The sequence below is a fragment of the Chitinophaga silvisoli genome (assembly GCF_003412465.1).
Taxonomy (GTDB): domain Bacteria; phylum Bacteroidota; class Bacteroidia; order Chitinophagales; family Chitinophagaceae; genus Chitinophaga; species Chitinophaga silvisoli.
In genome coordinates, this window is record NZ_QTJV01000010.1 from 253,167 (window position 1) to 268,233 (window position 15,067).

Annotated in this window: 13 protein-coding genes; 6 read left to right on the forward strand and 7 right to left on the reverse strand. The window is 45.6% G+C overall.

Features of this window, described 5'->3' with window-relative positions; translation table 11 throughout:
* Nucleotide 1: 1 nt before the first annotated feature.
* From DXN04_RS25390 to nirK, 7 genes are all read right to left on the reverse strand, one after another.
* Nucleotides 2-637, reverse strand: coding sequence for a vWA domain-containing protein (locus DXN04_RS25390; RefSeq protein ID WP_116856213.1), 636 nt, complete (start codon nt 635-637; stop codon nt 2-4).
* An 18-nt stretch (nt 638-655) separates the two neighbouring features.
* Nucleotides 656-1,297: a vWA domain-containing protein gene (locus tag DXN04_RS25395; RefSeq protein ID WP_116856214.1), complete on the reverse strand. Its 642-nt coding sequence runs from the start codon at nt 1,295-1,297 to the stop codon at nt 656-658.
* A 3-nt stretch (nt 1,298-1,300) separates the two neighbouring features.
* Nucleotides 1,301-1,972 carry a TerD family protein gene (locus DXN04_RS25400; RefSeq protein ID WP_116856215.1) on the reverse strand — a complete coding sequence of 224 codons (672 nt, stop codon included), beginning with the start codon at nt 1,970-1,972 and terminating at the stop codon, nt 1,301-1,303.
* A gap of 5 nt (nt 1,973-1,977) precedes the next feature.
* Nucleotides 1,978-2,553, reverse strand: a complete 576-nt coding sequence (locus DXN04_RS25405) for a TerD family protein (protein WP_116856216.1) — start codon at nt 2,551-2,553, stop codon at nt 1,978-1,980.
* A gap of 224 nt (nt 2,554-2,777) precedes the next feature.
* Nucleotides 2,778-3,341, reverse strand: a complete 564-nt coding sequence (locus tag DXN04_RS25410) for an SCO family protein (RefSeq protein ID WP_116856217.1) — start codon at nt 3,339-3,341, stop codon at nt 2,778-2,780.
* Between the two features lie 2 nt (nt 3,342-3,343).
* Entirely contained in the window at nt 3,344-4,165 is an 822-nt protein-coding gene (locus DXN04_RS25415) for a formylglycine-generating enzyme family protein (protein ID WP_199415133.1), read from the reverse strand.
* Nucleotides 4,165-5,604, reverse strand: a complete 1,440-nt coding sequence (gene nirK, locus DXN04_RS25420) for a copper-containing nitrite reductase (protein ID WP_199415134.1) — start codon at nt 5,602-5,604, stop codon at nt 4,165-4,167. Before nirK ends, DXN04_RS25415 begins: the two co-directional genes overlap by 1 nt.
* 156 nt (nt 5,605-5,760) lie before the next feature.
* On the opposite strand from nirK, the gene DXN04_RS25425 reads away from it, so the two are divergent.
* From DXN04_RS25425 to DXN04_RS25450, 6 genes are all read left to right on the forward strand, one after another.
* Nucleotides 5,761-6,114 carry a hypothetical protein gene (locus DXN04_RS25425; protein WP_116856219.1) on the forward strand — a complete coding sequence of 118 codons (354 nt, stop codon included), beginning with the start codon at nt 5,761-5,763 and terminating at the stop codon, nt 6,112-6,114.
* Nucleotides 6,115-6,241: 127 nt separating this feature from the next.
* A complete protein-coding gene (locus DXN04_RS25430; RefSeq protein ID WP_116856220.1) occupies nt 6,242-7,249 on the forward strand; it encodes a LacI family DNA-binding transcriptional regulator in 1,008 nt (335 codons plus the stop codon).
* 327 nt (nt 7,250-7,576) lie between these two features.
* Nucleotides 7,577-10,534, forward strand: coding sequence for a SusC/RagA family TonB-linked outer membrane protein (locus tag DXN04_RS25435; protein WP_116856221.1), 2,958 nt, complete (start codon nt 7,577-7,579; stop codon nt 10,532-10,534).
* Between the two features lie 18 nt (nt 10,535-10,552).
* Complete coding sequence (locus tag DXN04_RS25440) at nt 10,553-12,145, forward strand: RagB/SusD family nutrient uptake outer membrane protein (RefSeq protein ID WP_116856222.1); 1,593 nt, start codon at nt 10,553-10,555, stop codon at nt 12,143-12,145.
* 17 nt (nt 12,146-12,162) lie between these two features.
* Nucleotides 12,163-13,200, forward strand: coding sequence for a SusE domain-containing protein (locus DXN04_RS25445; protein ID WP_116856223.1), 1,038 nt, complete (start codon nt 12,163-12,165; stop codon nt 13,198-13,200).
* 12 nt (nt 13,201-13,212) lie between these two features.
* Entirely contained in the window at nt 13,213-15,060 is a 1,848-nt protein-coding gene (locus tag DXN04_RS25450) for a glycoside hydrolase family 13 protein (RefSeq protein WP_116856224.1), read from the forward strand.
* Nucleotides 15,061-15,067: the final 7 nt, after the last annotated feature.

Sequence of the window (15,067 nt, forward strand, 5' to 3'; positions counted from 1 at the left end):
TTTAAATAACAAAATGAATCTCATCAGGAGGAGGCGGCAGATCAATGGTATCTGTAGTACCCATGCTCTTATTACCATGCTCAATGGTTTCTGATACCCATTTAAAGAAGCTTTTCAGGGTAGTACTATCTGCTACATCCAGGTGTACGACTACATCACAGAGTTCTTTCAGGAACTCATCGTTCGACAGGCGGCCTGCGGCACAACCGACTATGGATGCGAAGTTCAGTGATTTGACTTGTGGAATCATTTCCTGGTACAGGTACAGATCATTTGGATTACCATCAGTGAAGATGAAAAGCAACGGTCGCCAGTCGCCCTTTTGGGTATCAGTACCTTTCCGGATCTCCTGTTTTACTTTTCCGTAGACAAACTCAAGGGCTTGTCCGGTATGTGTAGGGCCGCTTTTCGGGCAGGTGATCTCCCGCAGATTGTAGGAGGGTAGGTCTGTCAGTGGCAGTACTTCCTTTACTTCTTTATCGAAGGTGATGATGCTGATCCAAAGGGTTTCCATAGCTAGTGGATCTGATCGCAGGTTAGCGATCATACCACTCAATGCATTGTTCAATGCCTGTATGGGTTCACCGTTCATAGATCCGGAGGTATCCAGCAACAGATAAACGGGTAGTCTTCTCATGTATGGTTAAAGTATTTATCAGGTTACAATATTCAGTTCAGAAGGGGGAGCAGGTAGTTCGTTGATGCCGCCCACTTCTTTGCCGCTGTCTTCCACTTTCATAGAAGCTACGCCGATAGAAGCGGTTACCCATGCAAAGAATTTGGATACGCCGGCGCTATCTACGGTATCGAGGCTTACTACATTTTCCGTGATCTGTTTCAGTATTTTAGGGTCGGCACTATGACCGGCAGCACAGGCTATGGTATTGCCTACCTTGCGTTTTTTGAATTCATTCAGGCCATCCTGCCAGTTATCGTCGGTGGGAATACCATCGGTCATGATGAAGACGAGGGGCTTCCAGTCACCTTTGCTTTCGGCGCTGGTTTTCTTCACTTCGTTGTCAAGACAGGTGCTTAAGAGCTTCAGGGCATCGCCTAATGCAGTGACACCTGATGCTTTGATATCCGGCATCTGGAAGGATACCAGGTCAGTGAGCGGAATGATTTGTTTGGCAGTAGTATCGAAGGTAATGACGCTGAGAAAGGCGGTTTCAATGGCCTGTGGGTTTTGTCGCAGAGAGCTGATCATCACCTGCACACCATTCTTTACAGCTTCAATAGGCTCACCTGCCATAGATCCGGAGGTATCTATCAGTAAATAAACGGGTAAACGTCTCATGATTTACATGTATTTTTTCAGGATTTCAACAAAACTATCAGTCTGATAAGGCTCACCGAGGGCCCTGAACTTCCAGCTATCATCTTTTCTGTATACTTCTGCAAAGACCATAGAGCACATGCCGTTCAGCGTTGCATCGCCTGAGAGGCTGTACCTGGTGATTTCTTTACCATTGGTATCTATTGCCCTGATGAAAGCGTTTTCGATGAGGCCGAAGTGTTGGTTATTGCGTTGTCCCTGATAGATGGACACTACAAAGATGATGCGTTGATAGCGTTGATCCAGCGAGTTGAGCTTTACAATGATTTGTTCATCATCGCCGTCGCCGGCACCGGTTCTGTTATCGCCTGTGAGCCAGATATGCCCTGAGGGGTGACGCATGGAATTAAAGAAAATGACATCTCCCTCGTGGAGGCCTACATTTCTGCCATCGCTGGTACGCATGGTTTTTCCCAGGTTTGCCACTTTACCATTTGCATCCAGGAGGAATGCGATGGCATCCAGATCGTATTCCGCATCCTGGCTGTTGCCGAAAAGCTTGCTGAAGAATCCGCCTTCCTGTTTCCTCACATCCCATCCCAATCCAATCGTTACAGTAGAAAGATCGTGTATCGCATCTCCATGATCATTTTTTCTAAGGTCAATGGTTTGACCTTTTTGCAGGTTGATAGCCATATGGATTATTTAATGATTTGTCCCTTGAAATGCCGGGAGAGGAAGAAAGCGAGGTCTTCCCTGTAGCCGATACCGGATGCTTCAAATTTCCACTGATCGTTCCGCTTGTAGAGTCGTCCGAATTCCACAGCTGTTTCGATGGAGAAGTCTTCTCCCAGTTCGTACCTGGCTATTTCCTGACCGTTTGCATCGTCGACGATGCGGATGTAGGAGTTGCGTACCTGGCCAAAGGTTTGCCTGCGTTGCTGGGCTTCGTGGATGGTCACAACAAACAGAATTTCCTGGACACGGTCGTCTACTAAGGAGAGATCTACTTTGATACTCTCATCATCACCACCATCACTGTTGCCACCGGTAGGATCATCGCCGGAGTGGTGTAATGAGATATCATCGGAATCGGCATTACCATAGAATACGAAAAAGCCTTCGGCGGGAATGAGGCGTTTGTCGTCCAGCATAAATGCGGAGGCATCCAGGTCGAAAGCGTATCCGGTTCCGTCATTTGGGTCCCAACCTAATCCGATAGTGATCTTGTTTAAGCCGATGTTTATTCTTTGTCCCTTCTGTAAATTGATGGCCATAATTTGGGTATTTATAGTTCGGGTTAGTGTTAACAATAATTGTCCCTTTTCACTTTCGCATTATAGGTAAATATACTGACAAATATAAATATATATTAACTTAAAAAGGAAAAGAGCTTATATCAAAAGTAAATATCCGGGAATTAATCCGGATACCTGATGGAAGAATATTCATTTTTGAATTTTTCAGGCCACCAGCTTACTTTTAATACGAGCTCCTACTGTTAATGGTTGGCTGCTTGTAAGATGGCAGCTATCGTCTCTTTGTTATTGACTCCAAGGCCTTCCTGCTGATGCAGTAGTTCCCCTCGGGGACTGAAGACGCTGATGATGTTTGAATGAGAGAAGTCCATCGGTGAGATCTCTTTATATTTAACAGACAGCACGTTAGCGAATTCACGGACCGTTTCAGGATTGCCTTGCAGAAAGGTCCATTCATCGCCGTCCATCTCTTTCGAAATTGCAAATTCTTTTAGTTTTGCAGGTGTATCGGTTTCCGGATCGATTGTTACCAGTACATATTGCACTTTATCGTTGTTACCCACATTTTTACGAATGTCCTGCATATCAGCGACCAGTCTTGGGCAGGCTACTTTGCAGGATGTATAAATCATTACCACTACCAGTACTTTCCCTTTCAGCTCTTTCAGCTGGATAGATTTCCCTTTTTCCGTATGCCAGGTAGCACTCAGGTTAAAAATCGACTCATCGGATACCTTATCAGGAGTTGGTGCGGGGTGCTTACATGCCATGCAAAAAGCAAAGAGTAAGCAGATGATCCTTTTCATAATTACAGGTTTTTAACAGCTCTGAAGCCCTGGTTCTGTACGCAATAATTTGCTTTTAAACTTCCACGGAAGGCAAAGCGCATAAAGGCCGCATAGTTCATCAGGTCGGTCGCACCTATGGAGCCACTGCCACAAAATTTAGCTGCATCGTTAGATACATCTTTTCTTGATTCACCTGATAACATTACTTCATTAAAATCGGCCGTCCATTCCCAGACCAATCCATGCAGATCGGCAATGCCCCATACATTTTCAGGTGTCTGGTGCACACGATTGCCGGCGGTGTTGGGTTTTTCATACCAACTGAGAATGTCTTTGTTGTAGGATGTTTTGTTGCGTGCATCTTCAGTCGTTTCATCAGCCATGGCGGCATATTCCCATTGATCTACAGTGGGCAGTGATTTACCGGCAGCATCACAGTAAGCTTTGGCCGCAAACCAGGAGATGTTGGTCACGGGTGCTTCCGGATCCATAGCAGGCGATAGCGTGGTATCGTTCGTCCAGTTCAACAGGTAATTGCTTTCTGCATAGATGCGTTTTACCTGTGAACGCCGCCATTGCGGATTACGTTTTACAAATTCCAGGAAGCGGCTATTGGTGACGGGGACCACGTCCATCATGAATCCCCGTACCAAAATTGAAGTATCTTTTTTGCCAAAGAAGGGAGTGTAAACGCCACTTTTCACTTCAGTCATCTTTACGGTATCATTTACAGGTGACAGGGTAACCTGTAGCATGGGGGTGGTCATCTCCTGCTGCGCCGGAACGCGGGTGCAGGATACGGCGAAACAGATACCTGTGACAGAAAGGATTGTTGTTTTCATTAGTGAGCTCTTTGAGAAGCAACCATTGCCGGTTTAATTTCCTGTTTCTTGTTGCCCCAGCTGGAGTAAACGAACGTGAGCACGTTGGCTATTTCTTCATCACTCAGTACCTGTGCTGGCATTACGCCATTGAATTTAGCTCCATTCACCATTACTTCGCCTGTTTTACCATGCAGTACTACGCCGATCGCCCTGTTTACATCTGCATTGAGAAAATCAGATTTTGCAAGGGGAGGGAAGGCGTTTGGAATACCCTGACCATTCTCCTGGTGGCAGGCCTGACAAGTTTTAGCAAAGACAGATTTACCCAGTGCAACTCTTTCTTCATGACTGGTCGCTTTAGGTGCATCAGGTACTTTTTCACCAGGCATGTTCTGGATGGTACTGCCTTCAGGCTGGTAGATGCCTTCGGTTTGCTTACCGGAATAGATTTGTTTATTTTCATCGCCGGTCACAGTCAGCATGCCCAGGGAGCCTTTGTTGAAAGTACGGGTGATGGAGTGGTCTACGATTACAAAAGTGCCAGGTACTTCGCATTTAAAGTCCACGATAGACGCACCACCTGCAGGAATTAAAGTCGTCTGTACGTTGTGGTTAACCAGGCCGCCGCCTTCAACATTTACATGATCGAAGATTTCGCCGATAACGTGGAAGGAGGATACCATGTTAGGACCACCATTACCTACAAAGAGACGTACGGTTTCGCCAACTTTAGCTTTCAGTGAATTATCACCTGTGAGTGAACCTACACGGCCGTTGAATACAACGTAATCAGGACGTTCGTCGACGGCTTTCTGCATATCGAATGGTTGCAGACCGGGATCACCATTTTTACCTTTGGTATAGAAGTCCCCCTGCATGATATAGTATTCTTTATCGACAGGAGGCAGGCCACCTTCCGGTTCAACGAGGATCAGGCCATACATACCGTTTGCAATGTGCATAGCTACAGGAGCGGTGGCGCAGTGGTATACGAAGAGGCCAGGGTTCAGCACTTTGAAGGAGAAGGTCACTTCATGACCGGGGGCCACGAAGGAGGAGGCAGCACCGCCACCAGTACCGGTTACGGCATGGAGGTCGATGTTGTGAGGCAGTTTATTGTTAGGGTGATTTTTCAGGTGAAATTCCACTTCGTCGCCCACACGGGTACGGATAAAGCTACCGGGCACGGTGCCGTTGAAAGTCCAGTAGAGGTATTTTACACCATCGGCCATCGTCCCTTCTTTCTCAACAATTTCCATGTTTACAATGAGTTTGGTCGCTTCCCTGTTACCTATTGGTTTCGGTACTAGTGGGGGAGAGGTGAGTTCGGCGATGCTTTCACCTACGACTTTTATTTCCGTAGGTGGTATTTTAGTTTGTTCTGGTGTGGAGCTGGAACAGGCGTTCAGCAACCATGCGCTGAGGAATACGCAGAATAGAAATTTGAGTCTGGTCATGGTATAAGTGTTTGAGCTGCTTATCGGGTATAGAATAAAAGACATTTTTATCTTTTATTCGTTGGTTCAAAAATAGGTTGGGAAATCTGGGGGGACAAACACATTGGTTAGGCAGGGGAATGATTGTGGTCAGGGAGGAAAGTGTATATTGTGGGTATGAAGATAATAGTCAAGGTGATATATTATTTATTGTTGTTGGGGTTGAATGCAGGTGCTGCCTATTATATGGGGTGGTTATATTTTTTGAATAAGACGGCGGGGTATTTTTTTAGTTTTCTTGAATCTCCCGCTGTATCACCTGGTATAGATGATAATGAGTTATTGCTCTCCCTCGTAAAATATGCCCTGGTGCTGATTGGTATTATATCAGTGATTTCATTGCTGTTAACGCTTTTATTTAAAAGGTGGCTGGGCTTTGACAGGAAAAAGGTGATGCGAATTAGTATTATACAAATTGTGTTGCTTTCATTCTGTTGCAGTCTTATTTTTATCTGGGTGTATCATGCTTAGGAGGGATGGGTTTCTTACTTTTAACCTTCACGATCCTTAGCCGGGTTGACCTGTAACCTAATGAATCGTTTTTCCAATTCCACTATTTTCTCTACCTTGGTCCTCTTAGGTTCAAAAACCAACTTTTATGGAGCGTGTTGATATAAAACGATTAGCAGAAAAGCTCAACCTATCCACTTCTACTGTTTCGAGGGCATTCAGGGGTAATAGTGACATCAATCCTGAAACTAAAGCAAGAATTTTGTCTGCAGCAAAGGAGTTCAACTACCAGCCAAACCACCATGCCAGCAACTTACGGGATAAGCGAAGTAATACTATCGCCATCATCGTACCGGAAATCGCGAATAACTTCTTCTCCCAGGCCATCCATGGCATTGAACGTGTAGCAAGAGAGAAAGACTACTATACATTGATTTACCTCACGGATGATGATTATGATAAAGAGGTAATGTTCGTCGAAAAGCTGTACAATGGCCGTGTAGATGGGATCATTATGTCTGCCTCCGGGGAAGCCAATGACCACCGTTACCTGAAGACTGCGGGTACCAGACAGATTCCCCTGGTATTCTTCGATAGGGTCTATGATGATATAGATGTACCGAAGGTAACCACTGATGACTATGCGAGTGCATTTTCAGCCACCCGTCACCTTATAGAGGCGGGTTGTAAAAAGATTGCTTTCCTGGTAATCAATAAAAGTATGTCCATCGGTAATATCCGTATGCAGGGTTACAGAGATGCCTTGCAGGATGCCGGTATTCCATTCCAGGAACAGCTGGTAGTGGATTGTAGCAATGACTACGACAAAAACTACCAGATCCTGACAGATTTCCTGGTGCATGAGCGGCCTGACGGTCTCTTCACGGCAGTAGAGCGCCTGGCTATTTCAAGTTATTACGTTTGCCATGATCAGGGTATCAATATCCCGAAGGATGTGAAAGTGGTGAGCTTTTCCAGCCTGGAAATTGCCTCTCTGCTCAATCCTGCATTGAGCACCATTACCCAGCCAGCCTATGATCTAGGCACCCATGCTGCAGAAATGCTGTTCAAAGTACTGGAAGGGACCCCTCCCCAGAACAATCATATCATATTGGGTTCCAAGCTCATCCCGCGTTATTCGTCGGCAAAAGTGTAAGCAAAAGAAAAAAAATGAAACAAAATGTTAGGAAAAACAAAAAATTGTATACTTTAGCAGCATAAATCATTTTTATTCCACGTTCCGGGAACGTTCCCGGAAATGTTCAACACAGATACAATATGCTTTCAACTTAGAACTTACGGATGAACAACAGGGGGGACTGGGACCTGCTTATGAATAATACTTATCCCTTCCCATACAACAATGAAAAATTGCACTGAATTCTAATAAGGAATTCTACAGCCATTTTCTTGTCTTTTCATTAAACGCGCTGCATAGGCAGTAGCGTAACAGCAATTCCTTGTCTTTAAAATGAAACGTTAAATGAAACGAACACACTTTACCCGGTTAGCGCTGCTGTTGTGTTTTATCCTGATCACTTTAGGCGTATACGCCCAGTCAGGAAGTATCAGCGGATCCGTTACGGACGACACGAACAGTCCGGTACCGGGAACCATCCTTTTTATTAAAGGCACCAGCAAAAATGCAGTAGCTGATAGTGTAGGTCATTACACTATCCATGGTATAAGTGCCGGTAGTTACGTACTGGTAGCAAGAATGGCAGGCTTTGAAGCCGTAGAAAAAGCCATCACTGTAGGAAGCGGAAATGTAGATCTTAACATTCAACTGAAAACTGATACCAAAGGATTAAGCGAAGTAGTGGTGATCGGTTATGGTACGCAGAAGAAAAGCGATCTGACCGGATCCATCGCCCTCGTATCTACGAAAGATTTTAACAAAGGCCCGGCCTCTTCTCCTGAACAACTCATCACTGGTAAAGTACCGGGTGTACTGATCACTTCCAATGGTGGTGCACCAGGTAGCGGTAGTACCATTCGTGTACGTGGTGGTGCCTCCCTGAATGCTACCAACGATCCGCTGGTTGTAATTGATGGAGTACCTGTTGAAAACGGTAATGTGAGCGGTTCTTCCAATGCACTGGCAATGGTGAACCCGAATGATATCGAATCATTCAGCGTACTGAAAGATGCATCTGCAACTGCCATCTACGGTTCCCGTGCATCAAATGGTGTGGTGATCATCACTACCAAGAAAGGTCGTGCTGGCGATAAACTGAAACTTGCTTTCAGCACCAACAATGCGGTGTCTAAAGTAACCAGCTTTTCACCCGTATTATCCGCGTCAGAATTTACTGATATCGTAAAAGCACATGGTACTGATGCACAGATTGCCATGCTGGGTACTGATAATACAGACTGGCAGAAACAAATTTACCAGTCTGCACTGAGCTCTGACAATAACCTGAGCATCAGCGGTTCCTGGAAAAAATTACCTTACCGTGTATCTGTAGGTCACCTCTACCAGGATGGTATCCTCAAAACATCTAACCTGAAAAGGACCTCCGGCGCGGTCAACCTCTCTCCAAGTCTCTTCGACGATCACCTGAAGATTAACCTGAACCTGAAAGGATCTGTGGCTGACAACCGTTTCGCTGATCAGGGAGCAATCAATGCCGCGAATGCTTTTGATCCTACCAAACCTGTTTACTCCGGTAATGACAAGTTCGGCGGTTACTATGAGTGGATGCAAAATGATGCACTGTTTGCTTTGGCTACAAGAAACCCGCTGGGTATGCTGAAACTGAAGAATGATGCATCTACCGTGAAGAGAAGTATCGGCAACTTACAGTTCGACTACAAGTTCCATTTCCTGCCTGACCTGCATGCAAATATGAACCTGGGTTATGACTACTCTAAAGGTACCGGTAATACAGATATTCCTGCTTACGCTGCATTGTCTTATTACAATGGTAAGGGTGGTTCCTTCCATCACTACGAACAGGAAAAACAGGATAAACTGTTTGATTTCTACCTGAACTATAATAAATCTTTAAAGGCAATTAAGAGCACAGTGAGTGCCACTGCCGGTTATTCTTACCAGGATTTCATCACTACCACACCAGCATTTGCTACCCTGGATGGTTCCGGTGATACTACTACTGCCGCAGGTAACTATAGCAAATCACAGCATACACTCGTTTCCTTCTTCGGTCGTTTGAACTATACCTTCAACGAGAAGTATATGCTGACTGCTACCCTGCGTCGTGATGGTACTTCCCGTTTCCAGAAACACTGGGGTAACTTCCCTTCTGTAGCACTGGCGTGGAGAATTAAGGATGAGAACTTCCTGAAGAATTCAAAAGTACTTTCTGACCTGAAACTGAGACTGGGTTATGGTGTAACCGGCCAGGAAGATATCGGGCAGGATTATGCTGCCGTATCCCGCTATACATGGGGTGATGCTGCATCTTCCTACCAACTGGGGGATGCTTACTATCAAACATTGCGTGCTGCAGGTTATGACCAGAACATCAAGTGGGAACAGACAGCCACTTACAACATCGCTATGGACTATGGTTTCCTGAATAACCGCATCAACGGTAGTGTAGACTTCTACTATAAGAAAACAAGCGATCTGCTGGCAACGGTGACTGCTCCTGCAGGTACGAACCTGACCAACACTTTGTTCACAAACGTAGGTAGCCTGGAAAACAGGGGTGTGGAATTCATCATCAATGCTACGCCAATCCTGACGAAGGACTTCTCCTGGAATGCAGGGTTTAATATTACCTACAACCACAACAAGATCCTGTCTCTCTCCAAAGTGAAGAGTGATACAGCTGTAGGTTTTGCTACAGGTGGCATCGACGGGGGTACTGGTAATACGATCCAGATCAATTCAACTGGTTATGCAATCAATTCCTTCTACGTATACAAACAGATCTACGATAAGAACGGCAAACCAATTGAAGGTTTATATGAAGACAGAAATGGTGATGGTGCTATTACAGCAGCGGATAAATATCGCTACAAATCACCAAATCCAACTTTGTACCTGAGCTTCAATTCTAACTTCAATTACAAAGAGTGGACCCTTGGGTTCAGTCTGCGTAGCAACATTGGTAACTACATCTACAACAACCAGGCTTCCAACTTCGGCAACTACAAGTCTTTCCAGAATGCGGCATTCCTGGCAAATATGTCTTCCAGTGTATTGAAGACAAGTTTTGCGAATCCACAATACTGGTCTGATTACTATGTAGAGAATGGCTCATTTGTGCGTATGGATTACCTGAACCTGGCATATGATTTTGGCCGTGTATGGCATCAAAAACTTGGTGTGCGGGTGAATGCCAACGTACAGAACGTATTCGTGATCACCAAATACAGTGGTCAGGATCCGGAAGTGTTCAGCGGTATAGACAATAGGTTCTATCCACGTCCTCGTGTATATTCCCTGGGCGTAAACCTCGATTTCTAATTAACAAACAGGAACGTTATGATCAGGAAATTCATATATAATACAATGCTTGCCGCGGTGATGATCGGAGGTCTGGCAGCTTGTACAAAAGACCTGGACCGAAATCCTATCACGGAAGAAACTACGGCCAGTGTATATACAAAATTCAGTAATTACAAAAGTATCCTGGCCAAGCTGTATGCAGGTCTGGCTACTACAGGACAAACCGGGCCTACCGGTAGTGCTGATATCAGTGGGATTGATGAAGGTACTTCCAACTACATCCGTGCTTATTTCCAGATGCAGGAATTACCTACAGACGAAACGGTGATGGGATGGAATGATGGTACTATTCAAAACTTCCACAGGATGAACTGGACAGCTGATGACAACTTCATCACTGCCATGTTTGCCCGTCTTTTTTACCAGATTTCCCAGTGTAATGAGTTTATCCGTCAGACATCTGATGCGAAGCTGAGCAGCAACGGGATTACAGGTAGCGATGCTGAAACGGCAAAGACCTTCAGGGCAGAAGCCAGGTTCCTGCGTGCACTGAGCTACTATCATGCCATGGATATGTTTGGCAATGTACCTTTCGCTACCGATACCAACCAGGTATCTTACTATTATCCTAACCAGGTGACCCGTGCACAACTGTTCACTTATATTGAATCAGAACTGAAAGACCTCGAAAGCCAGCTGGTAGATCCTGGAGCGAATGAGTATGGTCGTGCGGACAAGGCTTGTGTATGGATGCTCTTATCCAGGTTGTACCTGAATGCAGCAGTATATACCGGTACTGACCGTTATACGGATGCTATCACCTATAGTTCCAAAGTGATCAACGCAGGTTTCTCACTGGTGAACAACTATGCAAACATGTTCATGGCAGATAATAATGCTACTTCCAGAACAGAGTTCCTGCTTACTTCCAACTATGACGGTGCCAGAACACAGACTTATGGTGGTACTACATACCTGACCTGCGCATCAATAGGCGGTACGATGACTCCTGCTGATCATGGTGTAAGCAGTGCATGGGCAGGTTTACGTACTACCAGTGCACTGGTAAAATTGTTCCCTGATGTAACAGGTGCTACGGATAGTCGTGCGATGTTTTACACCAGCGGACAAAACCTGGAAATCAATGACCTGGCCACCTTCACAGATGGTTATGCTGTCACCAAGTGGAGCAACAAAACATCTACCGGTGGTAGAGGTTCCAGCACTACGTTCGTAGATACTGACTTCCCGCTGTTCCGTTTACCGGAAGCTTACCTGAACTATGCAGAAGCTGTATTAAGAGGTGGTAGTGGTGGCAACACCGGCGATGCGCTGACTTATGTAAACGCCCTTCGTACAAGAGCTTATGGTGATGCCAGCGGCAATATTACCAGTGGGCAGCTCACCCTGCAATTCATCCTGGATGAAAGAGGCCGTGAATTCTACTGGGAAGGTTATCGCAGAACAGATCTGATCCGTTACGGTTTATTTACCGGCAGTACATATGTATGGCCATGGAAAGGAGGGGTAGCAGCTGGTGCAGCGGTAGGTGACTTCCGTAACCTGTACCCGATTCCTGCTACAGAACTGGTGGCTAATCCTAATCTCAAACAGAACAGTGGTTACTAATCAAAACATTTTCTATCATGAAGTTCCGTTTCAAAAATATATACATCCTCAGCTTTAGTATGCTGGCCCTGTTCTCCTGTAAAAAGGACGGCAGCTTCACCCAGGTGAAGAGCGGTACTAAACCGGCGTTTACTGCCACTGATTCCGTATTCGTATTTACGGAAGCAGATGCTTCCAAAGCAGCAGTGACTTATAAATGGACAGCCTCTGAGGATTGGGGGTACAAATCCATCGTGACTTACTATCTGCAGATAGATGAAAAAGGCAATGGTTTTAAGCATGCTACAGATGTAACTATTGGTACCGGTACACTGACGAAAGCTTATACAGTAGCTGGTCTGAACCAGGTGATCAATAACCTGGGCCTGGCAGCAGGTCGTGAGCATGAGCTCGTAATCCGTGTAAAAGCAGCGGTAGATGCCGTAGGAGATGAGGTGTATTCAGATAGTATTTCCCTGACTGTAACTCCTTACTATGTACCTAAGGTGTATACTTACCTGTACCTGCCGGGTGCATACGAAGGTTGGGCATTTGACAATGCTGGTCTGGATAGCGTAGCTTCTGTAAAGAATGATGGTACTTATGAAGGTTATATGTACCTGACCGGTGCTACCGAATTTAAGGTGACTACCGCCAAGAGCTGGGATGTGAATTATGGGGATGGTGGCAGCGGAACACTCTCTTCCAGTGGTGGCAATATTGCTGTGGCAGCAGGTGGTTATTATCGCCTGACGGTGGACATCAACCAGATGAAATACACAATGACCAATACGAGCTGGAGTGTGTATGGCAGCGCAGTATCTGGTGGTTCAGATGCAGCAATGACCTACAGCAGCAGTACCGGTACATGGTCTGTAACAACCACACTGGGTGCGGGTACCTTCTACTTCAGAGCCAATAATGCAGATGCCATTACCCTGAGTGATGTAAGTAACAATGGTACACTGGCAACTGGTACCACAGGCGCTATTACTGTAGATGCAGCGGGTACTTATACTATAAGTATCAACTTAAGCAACCCGGGTAACTATACTTATTCTCTCAAAGCTCAATAATAGAATAACAGCATGAAACAGATTCGGTGGATCACGATGTTGCTGCTGATGGCAGGTACATCAATGGCACAAATTCCCAGCCTGGAGCGTATTGAACCTGCTAACTGGTGGGTGAAAATGCAACAGCCCTTTTTACAACTGATAGTACATGGTAATAAGATCGCAGAAAGAGACGTCAAACTGGAATATCCCGGGGTAACACTCCTGAAGGTGAATAAAGTGGAAAACCCGAACTACCTGTTTCTTGATCTTAATATTGATCCTTCCACTGCCCCGGGTACCTTCCCGATCAGATTCGTGAAGAAGGGGAGCAAGGATCTGGTGTTTAGTTACGAGCTGAAAGCCAGGAATACTGGCACGAAAGCACAGGGCCTCACTGCGGGCGATCTGATATATCTTATTATGCCGGATCGCTTCGCAAACGGGGACACTACCAATGATGTGATCAAAGGAATGCAGGAGACGACCCTGAACAGGGACTCTATGTATTATCGCCATGGTGGTGATATGCAGGGGATCATCAATCATCTGGGTTACCTGCAGGAGCTGGGTGCCACTGCTTTGTGGATGACACCTATGATCACCAACGATCAGCCGCAGGCTTCTTACCATGGTTATGCTGCTACGGAACAATACCGTACAGATCCCCGCTATGGTACAAATGAATTATACAAAACACTGGCTGATAGTCTGCACAAACGCGGGATGAAATTAGTCATGGACCTGGTGCATAATCATATTGGAAGCCAGCACTGGACCATGAAAGATATGCCGATGAAAAACTGGGTACACCAGTGGCCTGAGTTCACCCGTTCCAGTTTCAGGGCGCAGCCTGACTTTGATCCTTATGCATCACAATATGATAAGGACATCATGACCAACGGTTGGTTTGATAACCACATGCCGGATCTGGATCAGAGCAATCCTTTTGTACGCAATTATTTCACACAAAGTCATATCTGGTGGATCGAGTATGCAGGTGTAGATGCATTCCGCCTGGATACCTATCCTTACAATGATGGTGAATTTATGGCGGCATGGGGTAAGGCCATCAAGGATGCTTATCCGGCCTTTACCTTCTTTGGAGAAGTATGGGTGAAAGGTGTAGCAGACCAGGTTTATTTTACACAGGGTAAAACGGTGAACCAGCATTTGGATACGCAATTGCCCGGCCTGACAGATTTCAATTCACTCTGGGCCATCACGGGTGCCATGAATGACAAAGCCGCATGGGATGATGGGGCTGTAAAATTGTACACGACACTGGCATCTGATTACCAATACCAGGATCCAATGCGTAATGTGGTCTTCCTGGACAACCATGACCTGAGCCGTTTCTATTCAGTAATCGGAGAGAACAAGGGTAAGTACAAAGCTGCGCTGGCGTGGCTGCTGACTACCCGCGGTATTCCCCAGTTGTATTACGGCAATGAAATTGGTATGAAGAATTTCAGTGCACCTGATGGATTGGTACGTGAAGATTTCAAGGGCGGCTGGAAGAATGATAAGGTAAACAAGTTTACCGCAGCAGGTCGTAATGAAGAAGAAAATGAACTGCATGATTATGTTCAGAAACTGGCGAACTACAGGAAGAATAATCCTGTAGTACAAACCGGGAAACTGATGCAATACATTCCGCAGAACAATGTATATACCTATTTCAGGTACAATGCTGACAAGACAGTGATGATCGTGCTCAATCCAAACACTGATCCTGTCACCATTGATGTAAGCAGATTCAAAGAAAGAACCAACGGATTTTCCAACGCGCACGATATAGTAACTGAAAAAAACTATAGCCTTTCAGATAGCCTGCATGTACCAGCTACCACGACACTGGTACTGGAACTGGCGCACTGAGCAACCA